Genomic DNA, 19,609 nt, shown 5'->3' with positions numbered 1-19,609 from the left:
TGACCTTCCGCGTAGGCCAAGGCGAAGGATTCGATCTCGAATGACCGCGTGTGCTCATGGTCTTCCTCAACCACACGGACGTGCCATTCACCGTACCCGTCGACCAATTCGACACACGGAACGTTCAATACGGTTTTTTCCACGGCAATCGTCCTCGTCGTAGATGACAATTGGAAATCTAACTTCGTTAGACTCGGCCGCATTAAGAAATGTTAGTACGGACTCGTACCCAAGCCGCTTCTGGTCTCGAAAAATGCTCTTAGCCATTGCTCTGACTAGGTGGGGATAGTTAAGCCAACGCTTGCTGACTGTTAGGGCGCAAGCGGCTGAGAGATAGCGGTGCTCGTGCTCTTGCCCCAGACCGGAGGCCAAGAGCATGGCTCAGCTTCAACAATCGACCGTTCGCAATCGTCTATTGGCGTCCCTTTGCGCGGATGACTTTGCACTGTTGCAACCCACCTGGAGAGGATAACCTTAGCGGTGCGCGACCATCTGTTTCGAGCCGATCAGAAAATCGCTCACCGGAATATGGAATTGCTTCCATCGTCGCAGATACCGGGGAGCGGCGGTTCGAAGTCGGCATGGTCGGATTGGAGGGGTTGGCAGGAACACGGTCGTACTCGGCATCGATCGCACACCTCATAGCTGCCTGGTTCAGGCCGCTGGCGACGCGGTTCGGATTGGTTCAGCCAAGCTCCAGTCTGCGATGGAGCGCAGCCCGGATGCGCGCGCACCTGCTGCGCTTCATACACACGTTCATCGTTCAAGTCAGTCAGACCGCTTACGCAAACGCCGGTTATGCGCTTGAGGAGCGGCTCGCATGCTGGCTGCTGATGACGCACGATCGGATGGAGCATGACGACATGTCTATCACCCACGAATTCATGAGTATTATGCTCGGTGCCCGTCGACCCGGCGTCACGCTCGCGGTGCAAATGCTGGAAGGCACCGGAGCCATTCGAGCCACCCGCGGCCAAATCACGATACGCGATCGCGACAAGCTGGAATATCTCGCCGGCCAATCTACGGCTTTGCCGAGAAGGAGTATTCCAACGTGTTCGTGCTCCCGATCAAGCGAGGCCGGTGAGTTGAAGTTGCGCTACTTTCATGAATATACGCTGTCGCGGTCGCATCACGCCCGATTGTGAAGGCGATGAGCTACCCGACGAGAAGGCTCTGCACGACCACGCGCTCGCCGCAGCACGCGATCTCGTCTTCGGCGCCCGGGTGGACGCAATCTGATTGCAGTTTTGAAGTCACCGACCAGAGCGGCCGGGTCGTTCTCGTAGTGCCGTTTGCCGCAGTGCTTGGCGAGCCTGAGATCGGACCAGCTTGACTATCTAGTCCCGACTATTCGGTACGATGGCGCCTGGGTGCGCGATCGGCCTCTACAGCCGCCGGAGTGCGACCGGCACACCAAGGCCAGCGCCGGCCGGCGCGGCGAGCTGAACGCTGCTGCGCTCTAGCGTGCATACGAGCGCCGGCAGCCTTGAACGCGCCACGGCTCCGCACCCGAGGTCGCGGCGGGTTTTCGGCGACTTCCTCTCCGGATTTTCTTATCCGACGCGGAACAATTAAGAACGTCGCGAAATTAGATAGTGCTACCGGGTTGGAGCGCATGCATGCGGTTTGTTGCTATCATGGATCCAGCCGACCTTTGGCTGGTTTACGATGAGGTCGCCGGGATGCCGGCGGAGAGAGATGGAAAGGTTTTTGTCGGGCTATCGCGGGAGGCTGCGGAACGCCTGGCTTCAGAGGCGAACTGGCTTGGCTCAGAGGTTGGGACGGTAACCTTACAGCGCCGGGTTTGTGCGTTTCAAACGTTGATCAGCGCCGTCGGGCATAAGTGTTTTCTACTTCCGTCCGTGGTAGTGCAGGGCGAGAGACGCGATGGATGAGCATCCTAAATGTAGTGTTTCGATTGCGCAGCTAGACGGCCAGTGGGCTGTCCAGATCGTGGAAGCTGGGACGGTGACCAAGCGCCTTTTCGAGCGAGAGGAATTCGCCAGGAATTATGCTGCCGGCCAGTGGCTGAGGCTTAATCCAAAACCGGTTCTGCCGAAGAGCAGGCGAAAGCCCAAAGTGTAAACTCGGTCAGCCGTTGTTCACTGCCATCACGGCGGAACGGGTTGTCAGCAGGCGCGTTGCTCCAATTCCAATAGGGAGAACGCAAATGGACGACGACCTCCGCAGAAGACTCAAGGAACTCAGCATCGCGTTGCAACATCGTGCGAAGGAATTGTCATTGACCGGCGCCAGCGGAGACATCGCCATTCTCATGTCAGGGGCCGCAATCACACTAGAGGCATTGGTGGTCATAGCAGAAGAGGCAAAGGCCCCGCGTTCAGGCCCGTCGGTCGATCCCTTGGCTTCTGCTCCAACTTGAGGGGCACAAAAAAACCCGCCGGACTTGGCGGGTCCGCGGCGCAAATCAGGACCATGGGCATCACGAGCATTGCGCACGGTTGCAGTTATCGCGACGGTATCGCCGACTTTGATGCCTTGGCCCATGCATGATTCTGGCGCGGCCGCCGCCGGCGTCAATATGCGTGGAACCTAACAAAAACCGCGAGCTTATGTCCTCATGAGCGCACGCGGCACCGACTTTCTATATCGATGGATCTCCACCAACGTGCCGGAGACGGCAGGCGCAGATATGATCTCTCGTTGCCGAGCTGACCGAAAAGCTGTTTGCCGACGCCAAGGAATTCGGCATCAGCAGCACCGAAATCGAGGAAGATACGGGGAGCGTTTACGAGGCATTCTCGACGCAATCGTCCACTCCGATGCTGAAGGCGAGCCGAAATGATAGGCGCTACGTGGACGCTCCAGTCGCCATCGACGCGAAGATGGCAGTCACGGCGTTCTGCAACGTCGCGTGCATGCGGTCATTCTAAATCTGGAAGAGCTGCGCGACCGCGGGCCGGACACTCCGCTATGGAGTGGGACATCAGGCCGAGGCTGAAGTGCGAGGTCTGCGGATCAAAACAGATCGGCCTGATTTACGCGCCCGATTCCTAATCCGCGCGCCGGCGCGGATTATGAGGGTTGGAGGTCTGCCATGAACGAAACTGTCGTCATAACGCGCAAAATCGGACCCGAGGAACGCCGGGAAAGGCGCAGACTGCGACGAGACAAGCAGCGCGCGGCTAACATCGGACGCGCTGAAAAGATGCACCTAGCCCGGCTGGCGGCGACGTCTCCGGAACGCCAGTCTGCCGCTTTGGCGGCATCGGCCTTTGTGGGCTGTTCCGGCTGGTTCTATTGGAAATGGCGAGGAGCGTTTTACCCAATAGAGCTTCCAACGAGCGAATGGTTCGGCCACTACGCCGAGTGCTTCGACACTGTTGAAATCAACGCATCCTTCTATTCATGGCCGACCGTCGCGAACGTGAAAAGCTGGCTGCGTCAGCCGGGAACCCGAACATTCATATACACGGTCAAAGTGTGTGAACTGATCACGCACATCCAGAAGTTCGAAGATACAACGGCTCTGGTGAAAGACTTTGGACTGATCGCCGATATCCTCGGCGAACGGATGGGCTGCTTCCTCTTCCAACTGCCGCCCAGCTATCACTTCACCGAGGCCCGGCTAAGCGCCATCCTGAGTCAGCTTGACCATAGTCGGCGCAACGTGGTGGAATTTCGTCATGCCAGTTGGTGGAATGATACCGTTCATGCCGCCTTCCGCGGGACGGGCACGGTATTCTGCTCTTGCAGCGGGCCTCGACTTCCGGACGCGCTGGTCCGCACCGCCGACGATGTCTACCTGCGGCTGCATGGTCCGAAGCGCTGGTACCGACATGACTACTCCAACAGCGAACTGGCTGAGTGGGCCGACAAGATTCGCGCCAGCGGTGCGCGGAGAGCGTGGGTCTATTTCAACAACGACTACGAGGGGTTTGCCCCAAGGAATGCGCTGACGATGCGCGATCTTCTTGAGGAAGCGGGCTTCATCCGACCCGAAGCCGAAACGGGCAACCCCAAATCGCTGGTCGGTTTCCGATGAGCATGCGAACTCCGGCAACGTCTCATTTCCTAACTGCCAACTGGCCGCTGCCGGCGTCGGCCACGTTGGGCTCCTCGGTTAGAACCAGGCGCATCGAGCGAGAGATTCGCGCCCGGTTACCTTTGGCTGCGCGAAAATTCGTTGTCTTTGAAGCCGGGAACGTAACGATGCAAATGGAGCAGAGTGAGAGCGATCAGTTCAAGACGGCGTCGGCGAAAATCGATCGTTTGCTTCAGCGAATCGAGACGCTACCCGTGCTTCCGCGCGAGGCCGAGGACATTCTTTCCATTTCTTCTCGGGAGCGACAGAAATGGCTGAAGGATGGCCGGCTCAAGAGTATCGGGACGCGAACCGTGAAGATGCGCGGGCGGGCCAGGAAGGTTACCTTCCACGTCTTCGATCCTTGCGAAATCGAAGACGTGCTTGACCGCGACCTCCCGACCTTATGGAGAGCGGAGGACGCGTTAGAGGTCGCAGAGAACAGACGGCGGGGCGCGGGCAAGGCCGCGCGGACGCGTTCAAGCGGGTCCGCGCAGATCCTCCCTGTTGTGACGAATTCAGCGCGCGAACAAACGCGGACCAGTCTGAAGGGATGGGACACGTTCGATAAGGATGGGTTGCTGCGCGACCCTTAGCGGCCTCGGTCTTCAATGCCTATTTGATGAAACAGGGCGGAATAGCGGCGCGCCGCGCGCGGCCCGGCCAGGCGCATAGCGATCCATCGCAACTTGCTGCCAAGCCAACCTGCCTTGATCAACTTCTACGCGTCCCTCCGGGCAACGAGTCGAAAAAGTCGTCCCCAGAATGCTTTGGCATCCGCCGGTTTCTCCCCATCAAGAACGCGGGCCTCGTCATACAGAAGATGTGCCACGTCTTCCTTGAAGCCCGGTTCGTCCTCCTCGAGCTTTGCCAGCGCGGCGATGCGCTCATGCCGGGATCGATTTGCAGAACGGGCTTCGCAGCCTTGTCCAACAGATCATCCATCGACTTGGCCATGAGGTGAAGCCGACGCGACGACGGCTGCGGGTGGGCAACTGTTGCGGCTTTGTGCGCGTTCTGGCACCGACGAAAGCTGCTGTACTGGAGACAGATTTTGGCTGCGCGGCCACTGTTTTCCTACACGGGCATCCAGGGGAACAAAGGGTTGCTCACCGCGTTGCGGCAACGGTGACCGTGATATGGAGGCTTTCACCGTGAATGATCGTGATTTACTTCGGGATCCCCGCAAGGAGTATCCGGCGCCACCTTTTCCAAAGCAGCCGCAGATCACGCCTGGCCTTGCCGGAAAGATGGACCCGATACCGGACCACGGCGAGCAAAGCTATGGGGGCTCTGGCAAGCTTGCTGGGCGCAAGGCACTGGTGACGGGGGGCGATTCCGGGATAGGGAGGGCCGTGGCCATCGCCTTTGCCCGCGAAGGGGCGGACGTGGCTATCTCATACCTTGCGGAAGAGGAAGATGATGCCAAGCAAGTCATCGCACTCATCAAAGCCGCTGGCAGGACGGCCCTAGCGCTGCCTGGCGACGTCAAGGAGGAGGCTTGGTGCGGGGATTTGGTCGAGAAGGCCGTCTCAGCCCTGGGTGGGCTGGATATCCTTGTGATCAATGCCGGGAGGCAGCAATATCGCGAGAGCATTGAAGAGCTGACGACAGACGACTTCGACAAAACCATGAAGACGAACCTGTACGCCCTTCACTGGATCGCTCAAGCAGCCGCGCCGCATTTGCCGGCCGGCGCCTCCATCATCACTACGGCATCAATCCAGGCCTATGATCCTTCGGCTCTCCTGCTCGACTATGCCACGACGAAAGCCGGCATTGTCGCGTACACCAAGGCGCTTGCCAAGCAATTGATCAAGCGGGGCATTCGGGCCAATGTCGTGGCTCCCGGGCCCGTCTGGACCCCTCTACAGCCGAGCGGCGGTCAGCCAGATGAAAAGGTCAAGCATTTCGGCGAAGACAGCGATTTCGGCCGTCCTGGACAGCCAGCCGAGCTGGCGCCGGTGTATGTGCTGCTGGCGTCGGGGGAAGCCAGTTTCATCAATGGCGAAGTTTATGGCGTCACTGGCGGCAAGGGAGTCGCTTGAGCCTATACAAACATCGAGCATAAGGATGTCATGAGGCGCATTGCACGCAAAATTGCTGTCGCCATCATGCTGGCCGCAGCGTCGGCTGCGACAGCAGCTTTCTTGATGACCTCGGCTCATCTGCCGTTCTCGCCAGACGATCCGCGATTTGAAGTGAGGGGGGATGTGGGCCGCGGCAAGCTGGTTTTCGCGGCGGGACAATGCGCCTCCTGCCACGCCACCCCCGGTCAGTCCGATCGATTACAACTTGGCGGTGGCATGGCGCTCGCGTCGCCGTTCGGCACTTTTCGGCCGCCCAACATCTCTCCGGATCCTGTCGACGGAATAGGCAGATGGAGCGCTGCCGATCTAGCAAATGCGCTTATCGGGGGGGTCTCTCCCAAGCGCGAACACTATTACCCGTCCTTCCCCTACACCAGCTTCACCGGCATGACAGTTGCCGACATCAACGATATCTACGCCTATCTCATGACTCTGCCAAAAGTGTCTGGACGTGCGCCGCCGCACGAACCCGCAATCCTGTTCAGCATTCGGCGGTCCGTCGGATTCTGGAAGCTGCTATTTTTTCGCCAGGGCCGGTCGACTGCGAATGCTGACGGCAAAACGATGCTCGATCGCGGCGCATACCTCGTCGAAACCGTTTCTCATTGCGCGGAATGCCACTCCAGCCGAAATGCGTTTGGAGCAATCCGGGCCGATACGCTGTTTGCCGGCGGTATCGACCCGCAAGGTACCGGGTTCGTGCCCAACATTACGCAGGAACGATTGGGCGCGTGGACCGAGACCGACATTGCCACGATGCTTAGAACCGGAGAGACGCCCAACCACGGTCGGGTGGGATCTTCCATGGCCGACGTGGTGACAAATACCGCCATGCTGCCTGAAGGGGACCGCGAGGCGATCGCGCACTATATCAAAGCGCTTCCGCCGGTCGCGACGCCACACCCATAGGCTCATTGGGCATAAAGATAAGCTGCAAGATCTCTCGCTTCCCGTTCAGAAATCCCCGATGGCGGCATCGCCGTTTGCGGGGAGAAACGCTGCGGCGAAACGATCCAAGCGACCAGATTGTCGGGACGGTTTTCCAGGACACCCGCGATATAGACGCGCTTCGACAGTTCCGTCAGTGGCGCACCAGCCTGGCCGTCCGCCCCAGGAATCCCCGAGATCGTGTGGCATCCGGCGCAGCCATAGCGGCGAAAGATCGCCGGCGCTCTATCAGTATCGCCCCCGGTCATCGCCCTGGCAATGGCGGCCCTGGCATGCTTGTCACGCACGACGCTGGCCGAGATGAAGGCGGCCGAGGCCACGACAATAAGCATCGTCACCAAGGCGGCCTGGCCGGGGGCTGATGCGAGCGGGCTAGACATTCTGCGCTTTTCTCGCGCTCGGGCCTCTGATCCAAAGCGCCAGCATCGTCAGTGCCGCGGCTGCATAGATGGTTCCGGCGGGGACCCACATGATCATGCCTGCCAGTTCTTGGTCTTCAAGCGGCGTCAAGCCCCAGGCCATCGCGGCTTGCGTCTGCGCGACGTACAAGACGCGGGGAGCGAGGGCCATCAATGCGCCCAGAACGCTTGTGTGGATCATGGTGAAAAACAGATGCCAGGCAGCTGAGCCGTAATCACTTCGCCAAACAAGCGCCCACCAGAACAAAATCGCCGTAGCGAAGAAACTGAGGTGCTGCAAGCGATGCATTGCGGGGTTTGTCAGGGCGGCGTCGAACACGATCGGCACATGCCAGGCCCAGATCGCAGCGCCATGCAAGATGGTTGCGCTGGTCGCGCCCGCGCACCTGTCCCACAGCCCACGCATCAGAGGCGCCCGCATCACCATTCCCGCCCCCAGGCGGACCCTGCCGGGCAATCCCCACAGCAGGATGCCAGTCGGACGCGCCAGCACGATCAGAGGGGCCGACACAGCCATGACGATTTCGTGCTCAATCATGTGAAAGGTAAAGAGGTGTTCGCCAAGCCAGTGAAGTGGGGATAGCAGCGCACCCGCCAGGGTCAGGATTCCAGCGCTGTAAAGGCAGTTCCGGCTATGCATGCCGCCGGGCCGGCTTATGCGTCGAGCCAGCCTTGCCGCTCCCACGCAATATAGCAAGGCCAGCGTCCCAAGTGGCGCTACAATCCACGGATCGAAGGTCCAGGCAGGCTGCAAGCCATGCGCATCGTCGCCATGCGCCATGGCCGGGCAGGCCATCATGCCCCAGATCAGGGCGCAGATCAGCGTTGGCATGCGTCCAGCAGCATCGAGGCTGCCTCCTGCAACAACAGGGCAAAGACAAATGCCAGCGCGACCAGAAATCCCGCATCAACGAGAAAGCGCCTGGTCTTGGCCATTTCCGGCGATGCGGCGCGTGCTGCAGCAAGACCGGCGATGGAGATAACCAGGAGGATGCCGCAGAGGGCGGCGCTCCATGCACTATTCTGTCGGCAGTCGATGTAGGGCATGATTTGGCCAAGCTGGGTGCTGAGTGCCCAAGCCAGCGGCGGGACGCCAAGTCCGGTCCATTGCAGCCTAATTTTGTTCACAGCCGAGGTATCCAATAAAGGCAAGCGTACATTGGCAACCACGTCGCAACCACGAAGTTCCAGTACATTGCACTGTCGCTGACATCTCCGAACCGGCGCGGCGTGTCGCCATGCCGGGAAAACATCAGGCAGGTGAGAACCAGCGTCTCGATGACATCAGTCAGAATGTGGGTGGTGTGGAGGCCAAGCATGACCCATACAATCGATCCGTATGCGTTCTGATCCCACTTGATATGCATCGCCGGAAACTCGAAGGCGCGCAGGATCAAAGGCACTATTCCAAGCACTGCCATGACGATCAACCCTACGCGAACCTTTCGCAGATCCTGCTCGCGCGCCCAGCGTGCGACGAGGATGTTGGGAACAAGGCTTGCCAGCAGAAGGACTGTCAGCGTCGTGCCGGCAAGCAGATCCGGTGGCGGGGCGCCCAATGGCCATCGCGGTGCCAGGCTCATCAGGTAGAGATAGATCACGATCGAGAGGGCAAAGCCCGTCCCTTCGATGAGCATGAAAGCCAGCGTGCCCCACCATGACGGGCTTGCGGTGCCAAGGCCATGTGCTGGGAGTTCGGTCAGATCGAGCACAATATCTTCTTTCATGACTCGTCCTCCGGCACGCCTTTGGGCCAGAACCAGCCTATCAGCGAGACCGAGACCGGGATGGAACCCCAGACAACCGCCCATGGGCTGAATATCGACCAGACTAGCGTCAAGGTGGTCGCAAGCGCTGCCCAAAGCGGCCAGATCGAATTGCCGACCGATGATTCCAGCGCTTCTGGAATGCCCTCAACGACGCTGGTGATCAAAAGCTCGCGACGGTCGACTCGCAGGCCGGCGACGACTGGGAGGGCGGTCGCTTCCGTCCACAACGGCTCGCGGCTGCCGACCACGGGTGGCCTGGCAAAATTGTAGGGTTGTGGCGGCGAAGATGCCGCCCATTCAAGCGTCGAGGCTCCCCACGGATTGGCTGTCGCAACGGGACCTGACCAGGCGCTCCGAATGGCGTCGATGAAAAATAGAAGGAAGCCAGCGGCCACGGCAATTGCGCTGAGGCTAACGAACATGTTGAGGCCGGCCCAAGGCATCTCAGGCTGATAGGTGTAGATGCGACGCGGCATGCCCTGCAGACCCAGGATGTGCATGGGAAAAAACGTCAGGTTGAAGCCGCCAAAGATCAGGCCGAAGACCCAGCGGCCCAGGGTCTCGCTCATCATTTTGCCCGTCAGCTTCGGGAACCAGTAATAGATCGCGCCGAGCAGCGGAAAAACCGCGCCGCCGACCAGGACGTAATGAAAATGGGCGACAACGAAATAGGTGTCGTGGACCTGGGTGTCGAACGGAACCGATGCCACCATGACGCCTGTAAGGCCGCCAATCACAAAGATCACCATGAAGCCATGACAAACAGGAACGGTGTCTTGAAGATCGGCTTTCCCGCCCAGATAGTGGCAAGCCAGCAGAAAATCTGTAATCCGGCCGGGACCGCGATCGCCATGCTGGAGGCGGTAAAAAAGCTCTCTCCAAGCCGTGGCAGACCAGCGACGAACATATGGTGGACCCAAAGGCCGAAAGCGAGAACCCCCGTCGCCACCAAAGCCATCACCATGGCCAAATACCCAAACACTGGCCGACCTGTAAAAGTCGCCACAATTGTCGACACCATGCCAACCGCCGGGAGAAAGATTATGTAGACCTCGGGATGGCCGAAGAACCAGAACAGATGCTGCCACAACAACACATCGCCACCTTCGGCAGGGTTGAAGAAGTGGGTGCCGACAAGGCGATCGAGGATAAGGCTCGTGCTTGCGATCATGATCGCCGGCATGGCCAGGATGACAAGAAACGAGGTCACGAGCATCGACCAGACGAACAATGGAATCCTGTCTAGCGACATCCCTGGCGCGCGCTGCTTGAACACGGTCACAACGATCTCGACGGCGACGGCGAGCGCAGAAAGTTCGGTGAAGGTGATCATCTGTGCCCAGATATCGGCACGTTTCCCCGCGCCATATTGCGGCCCCGACAAAGGTACGTAAGCAAACCATCCGACGTCCGGGCCGGTGTCGACGATGAAGGCAATCCACAAAAGCAAGCCGCCGGCGACATAGATCCAGTAGGAAAATGCGTTGAGGCGTGGGAAGGCGATGTTGCGTGTCCCCACCATCAAAGGCACCAGGTACACGGCCATTGCCTGCATGACGGGAACCGCGAACAGGAACATCATGTTCGAGCCGTGCATGGTGAAAATCTGGTTGTAGCGATCGGGTCCGATGAATCTGGCTTCAGGCTGCGCCAGCTGCAGCCGCATCAGCAGCGACAACACCCCTCCAAGGGCAAGGAAGACAAACGCTGTCGCGATATAGCGTCGGCCGATCACCTTGTGATCCACCGTCGACAATGCCTCCCACAGGCCCGGCTGCGCTGACCAGGTCGAGGCGAGGGCGCGCTTCAGCTCCCTGTCGCTCAATGCCGTGTCCCTGAGGCCATCCTCCGCAGAGCGGGTCATTTCAGGCTCTCCATATAGGCGGAGATGTTCTGTAGCTCGACACTGGTTAGCGGCACCATCGGCATGTTGTTTCCGGGCTTCAGCGTCTGGGGATCGGCGATCCAGGCGGCGAGTGAACCGCGCGTGGTCTCCACGAGGCCGGCCGCGATCGTTTGACGACTCCCGACGTGGGTAAGGTCAGGCCCGGTGTTGCCAGTAGCGGTCGTACCCCGGATGGTATGGCAGGCGGCGCATGGCTTTGCCAGGAAAGCAATCCGTCCGGCGGCAGCGTCAGGAGCGACCAAAGGGATTGCATCAGCACTTTGCGCAGCGGTCCAGCGCGCGTAATCGGCTGGCGCCTCCGCGATGACCATCACGGCCATATGACCGTGCTGCAGTCCGCAGAACTCAGCGCACTGCCCGCGATACACACCCGGCTTTTCGGCCCGCAGCAGCAGGCTGTTGGAACGACCCGGTACGAGATCTTGCTTGCCGGCCAGACTTGGCACCCAAAAAGAGTGGATGACATCAGCGCTTTCAAGGCGAACATGAACATCCTGACCGACCGGGATGTGAATTTCATTGGCGGTCTGAAATCCGGGCGTGGCGGCGGAGCTGGCATAGAAAACCTGCCACCACCACTGCTGAGCTCTTACGGTGATCGCTATGGAGGCCCTTTGCGGGAGGCCAATGCTTCGGGTGGTGTAGAAGCTGGCAACCGTCATGCCGGCAATCAGAACGGCCGTCGCAGCCACTGACGCGGTCACGACCACAGCCAGCCGGCGTTGCTGGATTTCCGTTTCGCCCTGCTGCCGTTTGCGCCACAGTGCGAGACCAAGCACGAGCATCACCGCAACCCAGATCAGTGTGCACAGGGCGACGATGCCGACGATCAGGTGTTCGACATGAATGGCGGGAGCGCCGTAGGGGGCGAGCGCGGACTGGTTTCCGCTGCAGCCGCACGCGAACGCGGCAGGCCACAAGGCGACCACGCGCGCGGCTCTCAAGGCGACGGCCCCTGGTCAGGGTGAACCCCCGCCGGACCCTGGTCGAAGAGGATTTTTGCGGGTCCGCGATTTTCGGCGGGCCGGGTCTGTTTGTCATCGTTTCGACTAGGCGCCGCTACTTTCGGCTTGTAGGCGCCGATCGTCTGAACATAGCCCGCGAGCTGCCATATCTGTTCGGTTGTCATCCGGTCGCGAAACGCTGGCATGCCGTGTGGGCGCCCGTCGCGGACGGAAGCAACGATGGAAACGATCTCGGGCCCGTAGAGCCACCAGCCGTCCAGGAATGACGGGCCCGCTCCGCCGTGACCATCACCATGGCACGCTGGACAGCCGAACCAGGCATAAAGACGCTTGCCCTGGCTTAGATTATAGGCGTCCGTTTCGTAGGGCTTACCCAATGCAAAATAACTCTCGGGCGGCGTTCCGCTGATGCCATTTGGCATCAGCCGAAGTCCATCAAGATCAGACGCTACAGGCGGATCCAAGCGGAGCTCTCGAGGCTCGCGAAGCCATCCAAGGGCGGCGCTAGCAAAGCCAAGCGCTATCGCCGCAGCCACAAAGGCGCCGTTCGAGTAGCTGATCTCCCTCTTCATCATTCGCTTACAACAATTCAACCATCCTGAGTCAGGATTGATCGGCGCAGACGCACTGGCAAAAGTTTATACGAAGGGGTCTTCGACCTTGGGTCGTGATGCGCCAGGGGAAACAGCGGATTTGTCTCAGGGTAGTACGCCGCACAACAGCCCTTGGGGATGTGGTACCGCACGACCCTAAGCCCGCCGATTTCGCGGACGCTGTTGTCATCAATCGCCGTCATCATGTCGATGAGTTCACCATCGACAAAGCCCAGACGGGCGATGTCTTCGCCGTTCATGAACACAATGCGACGCGTGCCTTCAACGCCTCGGAAGCGGTCACTGTAGCCGTAGATTGTGGTGTTGAACTGGTCGTTCGATCGCAGGGTCGCAAGATGCAAGACGTCTGCCCTCCCCGCCGTTGAAAAATCGGGAAAAAGCTTGCTCGGCGTGATGAAGTTCGCCTTTCCCGTTTTTGTCACCCACTTTCGTTCGCGCGCCGGCAGCGGCCTGGCAAATCCACCCGGCTTGAAAAGCCGTTCGTTGAAATCTTTGAAGGTTTCGGGGTAGGTCCGCTCAATCGCATTTCGGATCTCGGCGTAGTCGCCAACCCAAGCATCCCAGGGGGGGCACGGCTCTCAGGAAATTGCCGCCAAGGCTGACGAAGGCGCGGGATTGACCGCTCATTATCGCTTCGCACGTTTCGACCGTCGAGCGGCCTGTCCATCGCGGCGGCTCAAAGTCATAGAGTTGGGAAAGCTTGTCGAGTGGCGCCAGGCCGGGCTTCTCCGTGATCCCGACCGTGCGCTGGCCCTGCACGTTCGAATGGCCACGCACGGCACAGATATTCGCCCCAGGCTTGCCGATGTTGCCGCGCAGTAGGGCCAGGTTGCAGACCATGTGAACGTTCTCGACGCCCATGAGCTGTTGTGTCAGGCCCATGCCGTAAACCATCATCACTGCGTTTGAGTTGGCATAGGTTGCAGCGGCCTTTTTCATCTCTGAACGGGTCAACCCCGACACACGCTCAAGTTCGTCCCATTGATGTGCGCGGGCGGCCGCTGCGAATTGCTCGAAGCCGGTCGTGTGTTCCTTGATGAAATCGTGATCGAGAACGTGCTTCTTGTCAGCCGATGCCATTGAGGCCGCAAACGCAATCATGGCGGCATTGTCTGGATCTTTAGGCGTCGCGTCCCGTCCGGCCACAGGTTTCTGACCGGAGGCCTTCAAAGCGTCGTCGGCTTCGAGGAGCGCCTTGCACACGCCGAACAACGCTGCGATATCGCCGCCATTTTTGACTTGATAATATTCCGACGAAATCGGTGTTTCTTTCCCGGTCAGCATCTGGACGGGCGATTGAGGATTGACGAAGCGCTCCAGTCCGCGTTCCCGCAGCAGGTTGAAGGTAACAATCTTTACGCCTCGGTTGACTGCGTCCTGCAGATCATGAAGCAGGCGTGGCGACGATGTCCCGACATTCTGGGCAATGTAGAAAATGCAGTCCGTGTTTTCGAAGTCGGACAAAATGGCCGTGCCGACGGACGCGCCGATGCTCTCGGGAAGAGCCACCGAAGAGCTTTCATGACACATGTTCGAACTGTCGGGCATGTTGTTGCTGCCATACATCCGTGCGAACAACTGATACATATAGCTGGCCTCGAGTGACGCCCGCCCGGATGTGTAAAGATCGACCTGGTGCGGATCCAGCGCGCGCAACTCCCTGCCGATCTCTTCGAACGCGGCGGACCACTCCACGGGCACATATTTGTCGCTGGCAGCGTCCCAGCGCATGGGATGCGTCAGTCGACCCTTCTCTTCCAGATCGTGATCCGACCAGTGCTCAAGTTCGCTCAGCGTGTGGCTGCTGAAGAAAGTGGGATCCGCACGTCGCGACGTGGTCTCCCAAGCTGTCGCCTTGGCGCCGTTCTCGCAGAATTCCAGTGGATGCGGCTGGGCTGGTTTTGCCCAGGCGCAACTGACGCACATATATCCCTCGGGCTTGTTCTGAGTCGAAAGCAGTCGGCTCCCCTTTAGGGGCACGTGTTCTCTCAACAGAACCCCAGCCACGGATTTCGCTGAGCCCCACCCGCCGGCGGGCCCTTCATACGGCTTCATGGTGGCTGTTCTTGTTTTCGGAGTCATTTCCCGCCTCGTTTGCACCCTCTCACCTGTTAAAACGCTCGTCAGTCAGCATTTCCCGGCAATATAGAACTTGGGACCCGTCTGACGGTTCCACGAACCAAGCCGACTTCAATCTCTCAACGTTTGCCAGCGACGAAGCGAGATGTCGACGAGCGTGGCGGCACGGTTGCCACATCGGTGAATATGACGTTCCCAAGACTGCTGACGGACCACTTCCGGGGGCACTTCGGGATTGCATCCCCGCTCTGGAACCTCGTGTCGTGTGGAAAGTTGTCCAATGTCCCTGATGGAGATTCCAGCCATGGCGCGTCCAGATAACAGACCCGGTCCTGCCGAGCACTGGATGGCCACCAGGGCTCCAACGGGCGATCAACCCCACATTCGGACGTCTGTGACGGAGAAAGATCCATGACCATCGCCAACCTTCAGCTGGAGGGGCTGCTGATGGCGGTCGCAGCGGTCAACAACGCCTTGGTTCGTAAGGGTCTCCTGTCAATCGATGATATCGACATCGCCTTGAAAACCGCGGAGGCCGCGTCCACCGGCAATGAGGGCCCGATGCGGTGTGCTTCCCTTTGCGGCTATTGCAACTGGCGAATGCGAGTCAGTTCGAGTCCGGCGTGCCGCCGGTTTGCGAGTTGGCCAGGCAGGTCGGGATCGCCAAGCAGCCCTACAACGACCAGATGTGAAGGGAGCATAGGCATGGAAATCTTGGAGATCGTCGTTGCCAACAACGTTGTGGAATTCCGCGGGCAAGGGGGTGACAAGATAACCGTTACGGTCGCGCAACCGGCGGTCTTATCCCCTGAAGAGCTGATAGCAAAATCCAAGATCATGCTTCTGCACGCCGCCACATTTAGTGTCGACGAAGAGAATTCTCGTGAACAGCGGATAGCCGATGCCGGGGATGAGTATCGGCTTGAGTATCATGACAATGGGGAGATCCGTGGGGTGGGAGGCCTGGTCTTTCCCGATCTGGACGCGGTGCGCGACGAATGCAGGCGATCGGCGGAGGACCTGTGGAAAGACGCGCTGTCTCGGGGTGAAGCACCGGTGGGCTGGGCCGTCAGGGCGCGTGACCGTCGCGGTGACATCGTCGCCACGGTCGATTTTTCCGACTTGCAACACGCCTCGGCCGACCTGAACCAACGACCTCAATCCGGAATTTGAGCCTTCATTCGCATGCGTTTTCAAAGGAGAGAACTATGCCGCGTAAGCCAGTAGCCGAAGCCAACGCACCGACAGCCACCGTCCACGACTTGACCTTGAACAGAGGTCAAGGCGGGGAATTGCATCAGCTTGCGGAGGGTGACACTGACGTCCTGACAACAGCCCAGGGTGGCCCGGTCTCAGACGACCAGAATACTCTCAAAGTCGGCGCACGTGGCCCCACCCTGATCGAGGATTTTCATTTCCGCGAGAAGATTTTCCATTTCGACCATGAACGCATCCCTGAGAGGGTTGTGCATGCGCGGGGCTACGGCGCCCATGGCTTTTTCGAAACCTACGAGTCGCTCGCAAAATATACACGCGCCGACATCTTCCAGCGAGCCGGAGAAAAAACGCCAGCGTTCGTCCGGTTCTCGACTGTGGCCGGCAGCAAGGGGTCATTCGACCTCGCTCGCGACGTGCGCGGGTTTGCCGTGAAGCTTTACACCAAAGAGGGCAATTGGGACATCGTCGGAAACAATATCCCGGTGTTCTTCATCCAGGACGCGATCAAGTTTCCAGATGTCATTCATTCGGTCAAGCCGGAGCCTGACCGTGACTATCCGCAAGCCCAATCGGCGCACGACACATTCTGGGATTTTATCAGCCTGACGCCGGAATCGATGCACATGATCATGTGGGTCATGTCGGATCGCGCCATTCCGCGCTCTTTCCGTTTCATGCAGGGGTTCGGCGTGCATACCTTCCGGCTTGTCAATGCAGCCGATGAATCCACGTTCGTGAAATTCATCTGGAAGCCCAAGCTCGGCATGCAATCAGTCGTGTGGAACGAAGCGGTCAAGATCAACGGCGCCGATCCCGACTTCCATCGCAGGGACCTCTGGAATTCCATCCAATCCGGCGACTTCCCCGAATGGGAGCTATGCCTGCAACTGTTCGACCAGGAGTTTGCTGACAATTTCGACTTCGACATCCTCGATCCGACCAAGATCATCCCGGAAGAGGTCCTTTCGCCAATACCTGTCGGACGCCTCGTTCTCGACCGCATGCCGGATAATTTTTTCGCCGAGACCGAGCAGGTCGCGTTCATGACCCAAAATGTCCCGCCCGGCATCGACTTCAGCAATGATCCGCTGCTGCAGGGCCGCAATTTCTCTTACCTCGACACCCAACTAAAGCGCTTGGGCAGCCCCAATTTCACTCATCTGCCAATCAACGCGCCGAAGTGCCCGTTCCATCATTTCCAGCAGGACGGCCATATGGCGATGCGAAACCCGGTCGGGCGGGCCAACTACCAGCCGAATTCATTCGGCGCCGGCCCGCGCGAGTCCGCTGAGCGTGGGTTTCGGTCCTTCGCCGACGGCGAAGAAGGCCAAAAGGCCAAGCTGCGTCCCGAAAGTTTCGCCGACCACTACAGCCAGGCCGCACAGTTCTTCAACAGCCAGACTCCGCCGGAGCAACGCCACATCACTCAGGCCTTGACCTTTGAACTGAGCAAGGTGGAAACCCCAGCCATCCGCGAACGGATGATCGCGCACTTGCTGAACATCGACGAGGGGCTCGCTGTCACGGTCGCCGACAAGCTTGGCATCGCCGACATGCCGAAGCCGGCCGACGCCGCCGTATCCCCGCGGACGGATCTCGAGCCCTCGCCAGCACTGAGCATCATCGCCAACGGGCCAGAAAGTTTTGCGGGCCGTAAAGTAGGTGTCCTGATCGGCAACGGCACGGACGCCGGTCTCTTTAAAGCGTTGCAGGCTGCCATTAAGAAGGAAGGGGCAACCATGGAGGTAATCGCGGCAAAGGTGGGTGGCGCGCTGGCGAGCGATGGTACCGAAATTGTGGCCAAGCATATGATCGACGGTGGCCCATCGGTGCTGTTTGACGCGGTCGCCCTCCTGCTGACCGAAGAGAGTGCCAATTTGCTGGCCGGCGAGGCAGCGGCACGCGACTTCGTGGCGGATGCCTTTTCTCATTGCAAGTTCATCGGCTTCACCCCCGGCGCCGTGCCGCTTCTGGGCAAGGCGGGCGTTGAGCCTGGGGCTGACGAGGGCATGCTGCCGCTCGCAGACAAGGCGAGTGCCACGGATTTCATTGAGAGTTGCCGGGGTCTGCGGCTGTGGGCGCGGGAATCAGTGGTCAAACTGTGAGCCCGTTTTCAGACAGGAATAGGAGGGGCCCGCAAAAGCGGGCCTCTTTTCGGTGGATCGTTTCAGCATGACCATGGGGGTTCTTGTGGAAGCGGCTCCTGGAGGCCAGGTGAGCGACCACAAGGGCGCCTGTCTCGTCCTTGACGCTTGCCGCCAGCCTCTCATCTGATCGCCGATTGCGGCTACGACAGTGCCTGGTTCCGCGAGCGACTCGCAGCCAGGGCATTGAGCCGTGCATCCCCTCAAGCCGCAAAGTCCCACACGCCTACGACACAGCGCTCTACCGCCATCGCCACAAGGTTGAGAACCTGTGCGCCAAACTCGAGGACTGGCGCGCATCGCAACCCGCTTCGACCGATGCCGCCTATCTTCTTCTCGGCCTCTGCATCGCAGCCGGCGTCATCTTCTGGCTCTGATCAATGAGTCCTGACCCCAGGCGAAATGCTTTGAGTAAAAGTTCGCCACTGATTTTCGTCGCCGCTGCACGCCGCCGAAGCGGGGACGGCTGAATGGGCGGCCAGCGGCCGGGGCGACACCATAGGTTGCTCTGCACCTCTAGCAGTGTTTCACTATTGCCTCCGGTGCGCAAAGGTCCATTGAAAGCGCAATCCAGAAAGGACACTTGTAAGGTCTCCATCGGATGGCGAAGAAACTAAAAGTCTATCAAACCTCGATTGGCTTCTTTGACCTTGCCATCGCAGCACCATCGATGAAAGCTGCCGCAGAGGCCTGGGGCGCCGATCCCGACATCTTTAAACGCGGATTCGCGAAACCGACAGAAGACCCCAAAGTGGTGGAAGCAACAATGGCCGCGCCAGGCGTCGTGTTGCGGCGGCCAGTCGGATCGCATGGGAAATTCACTGAAAAGGCTGTGCTTCCGAAAGCACCAAAGGGTGTCCAGCGGGCTCCGCAGGGTCGTGCGCAGCGCGCCGACACCCGCAAGCAAGCCAACACGAAATCCGACGGGAAAGCCAAACGCAACGCGGCGGTCGCTCTCGAAAGGGGAAAAAAACGTGAGGCCCTTGATCGCGCAAAGGCGGACGCCAGGAGCGAGCGTGCGAAGAAGCAACGCGAGCGGATGATCGCCAAGGCCAATGCCGCCTTCGCGCGCGCCCGTAGTCGCCATGAGAGCAGGACGAACTCCATCAGACAGCGACGAGAGGAGCTGGACAAAGAGGAGGCCAACGAGAGCCAAAGATGGGAGCGCGAGCAGCAGGCGCACGGTGACGCGCTGAAGGAGGCAGAAGAGTAGGCAGGCGTAGGCTTGCGCCGCGACATCCCTGGCGCTTTTCACGGTCTGTCCAAGGATCTCGCTCGCCTGATCGCGAATCTTGTCGCTAAGTTGGCCGACCTGCGTCTTTCAGTTCGAGGTAAAAGCGGCGCCCCTATGGCCGTACCCAACGCCGGCCTGGCGCGGCAAGAACGAGGGGCAGCAAATCAGTTGTTGC

At 59.6% G+C, this 19,609-nt stretch carries 15 protein-coding genes and 4 pseudogenes; 11 read left to right on the top strand and 8 right to left on the bottom strand.

Annotated elements, in window-relative coordinates:
• The first annotated feature begins 722 nt into the window (after positions 1-722).
• From FJV77_RS32820 to FJV77_RS07630, 7 genes and pseudogenes are all read left to right on the top strand, one after another.
• Entirely contained in the window at positions 723-1,148 is a 426-nt protein-coding gene (locus FJV77_RS32820; protein WP_246691170.1) for a helix-turn-helix domain-containing protein, read from the top strand.
• A gap of 1,025 nt (positions 1,149-2,173) precedes the next feature.
• Entirely contained in the window at positions 2,174-2,386 is a 213-nt protein-coding gene (locus FJV77_RS07660) for a hypothetical protein (protein ID WP_142866223.1), read from the top strand.
• A gap of 198 nt (positions 2,387-2,584) precedes the next feature.
• Positions 2,585-2,809, top strand: a pseudogene (locus FJV77_RS07655) (hypothetical protein).
• Between the two features lie 252 nt (positions 2,810-3,061).
• Positions 3,062-4,009, top strand: coding sequence for a DUF72 domain-containing protein (locus FJV77_RS07650; RefSeq protein ID WP_246691169.1), 948 nt, complete (start codon positions 3,062-3,064; stop codon positions 4,007-4,009).
• Between the two features lie 167 nt (positions 4,010-4,176).
• Positions 4,177-4,644 carry a hypothetical protein gene (locus tag FJV77_RS07645; RefSeq protein WP_348643815.1) on the top strand — a complete coding sequence of 156 codons (468 nt, stop codon included), beginning with the start codon at positions 4,177-4,179 and terminating at the stop codon, positions 4,642-4,644.
• 543 nt (positions 4,645-5,187) lie between these two features.
• A complete protein-coding gene (locus tag FJV77_RS07635) occupies positions 5,188-6,096 on the top strand; it encodes an SDR family oxidoreductase (RefSeq protein WP_142866222.1) in 909 nt (302 codons plus the stop codon).
• A gap of 105 nt (positions 6,097-6,201) precedes the next feature.
• The gene (locus tag FJV77_RS07630; protein ID WP_246691187.1) at positions 6,202-7,047 is read left to right on the top strand and encodes a cytochrome c; all 846 of its coding nucleotides are present in this window, start codon (positions 6,202-6,204) and stop codon (positions 7,045-7,047) included.
• 2 nt (positions 7,048-7,049) lie between these two features.
• On the opposite strand, the gene FJV77_RS07625 is transcribed toward FJV77_RS07630, so the two are convergent.
• The 8 genes and pseudogenes from FJV77_RS07625 to FJV77_RS07590 all read right to left on the bottom strand — a co-directional run bounded on the left by FJV77_RS07625 (position 7,050) and on the right by FJV77_RS07590 (position 14,841).
• Positions 7,050-7,466 (bottom strand): c-type cytochrome, encoded by a 417-nt coding sequence (locus FJV77_RS07625; protein WP_246691168.1) that lies wholly within the window; start codon positions 7,464-7,466, stop codon positions 7,050-7,052.
• On the bottom strand, positions 7,459-8,337 hold the full coding sequence (locus FJV77_RS07620; RefSeq protein WP_142866220.1) for a cytochrome c oxidase assembly protein: 879 nt from the start codon (positions 8,335-8,337) through the stop codon (positions 7,459-7,461). Before FJV77_RS07620 ends, FJV77_RS07625 begins: the two co-directional genes overlap by 8 nt.
• On the bottom strand, positions 8,325-8,552 hold the full coding sequence (locus tag FJV77_RS07615; RefSeq protein WP_142866219.1) for a hypothetical protein: 228 nt from the start codon (positions 8,550-8,552) through the stop codon (positions 8,325-8,327). Before FJV77_RS07615 ends, FJV77_RS07620 begins: the two co-directional genes overlap by 13 nt.
• A gap of 77 nt (positions 8,553-8,629) precedes the next feature.
• Positions 8,630-9,232, bottom strand: a complete 603-nt coding sequence (locus tag FJV77_RS07610) for a cytochrome c oxidase subunit 3 (RefSeq protein ID WP_142866218.1) — start codon at positions 9,230-9,232, stop codon at positions 8,630-8,632.
• Positions 9,229-11,138, bottom strand: a pseudogene (gene ctaD / locus FJV77_RS07605) (cytochrome c oxidase subunit I). The gene FJV77_RS07610 and the pseudogene ctaD overlap by 4 nt, the downstream one beginning before the upstream one ends.
• The gene (coxB, locus tag FJV77_RS07600) at positions 11,135-12,124 is read right to left on the bottom strand and encodes a cytochrome c oxidase subunit II (protein WP_142866217.1); all 990 of its coding nucleotides are present in this window, start codon (positions 12,122-12,124) and stop codon (positions 11,135-11,137) included. The pseudogene ctaD and the gene coxB overlap by 4 nt, the downstream one beginning before the upstream one ends.
• The gene (locus tag FJV77_RS07595; protein WP_142866358.1) at positions 12,121-12,717 is read right to left on the bottom strand and encodes a cytochrome c; all 597 of its coding nucleotides are present in this window, start codon (positions 12,715-12,717) and stop codon (positions 12,121-12,123) included. Before FJV77_RS07595 ends, coxB begins: the two co-directional genes overlap by 4 nt.
• 17 nt (positions 12,718-12,734) lie before the next feature.
• Positions 12,735-14,841: pseudogene (locus FJV77_RS07590) on the bottom strand (FdhF/YdeP family oxidoreductase).
• A 408-nt stretch (positions 14,842-15,249) separates the two neighbouring features.
• Between FJV77_RS07590 and FJV77_RS07585 the strand changes: the two are divergent.
• From FJV77_RS07585 to FJV77_RS07570, 4 genes and pseudogenes are all read left to right on the top strand, one after another.
• A pseudogene (locus FJV77_RS07585) lies at positions 15,250-15,530 on the top strand (hypothetical protein).
• A 13-nt stretch (positions 15,531-15,543) separates the two neighbouring features.
• The gene (locus tag FJV77_RS07580; protein WP_142866216.1) at positions 15,544-16,011 is read left to right on the top strand and encodes a hypothetical protein; all 468 of its coding nucleotides are present in this window, start codon (positions 15,544-15,546) and stop codon (positions 16,009-16,011) included.
• 35 nt (positions 16,012-16,046) lie between these two features.
• Complete coding sequence (locus FJV77_RS07575; RefSeq protein ID WP_142866215.1) at positions 16,047-18,161, top strand: catalase; 2,115 nt, start codon at positions 16,047-16,049, stop codon at positions 18,159-18,161.
• A 640-nt stretch (positions 18,162-18,801) separates the two neighbouring features.
• A complete protein-coding gene (locus FJV77_RS07570) occupies positions 18,802-19,413 on the top strand; it encodes a cell envelope biogenesis protein TolA (RefSeq protein WP_142866214.1) in 612 nt (203 codons plus the stop codon).
• The last annotated feature ends 196 nt before the right edge of the window (positions 19,414-19,609 follow it).

Source organism: Mesorhizobium sp. WSM4306 (assembly GCF_007003975.1).
Lineage (GTDB): Bacteria > Pseudomonadota > Alphaproteobacteria > Rhizobiales > Rhizobiaceae > Mesorhizobium.
Note: the sequence above shows the minus strand (reverse complement) of the source record. Positions and strands in the feature narration are given on the sequence as shown.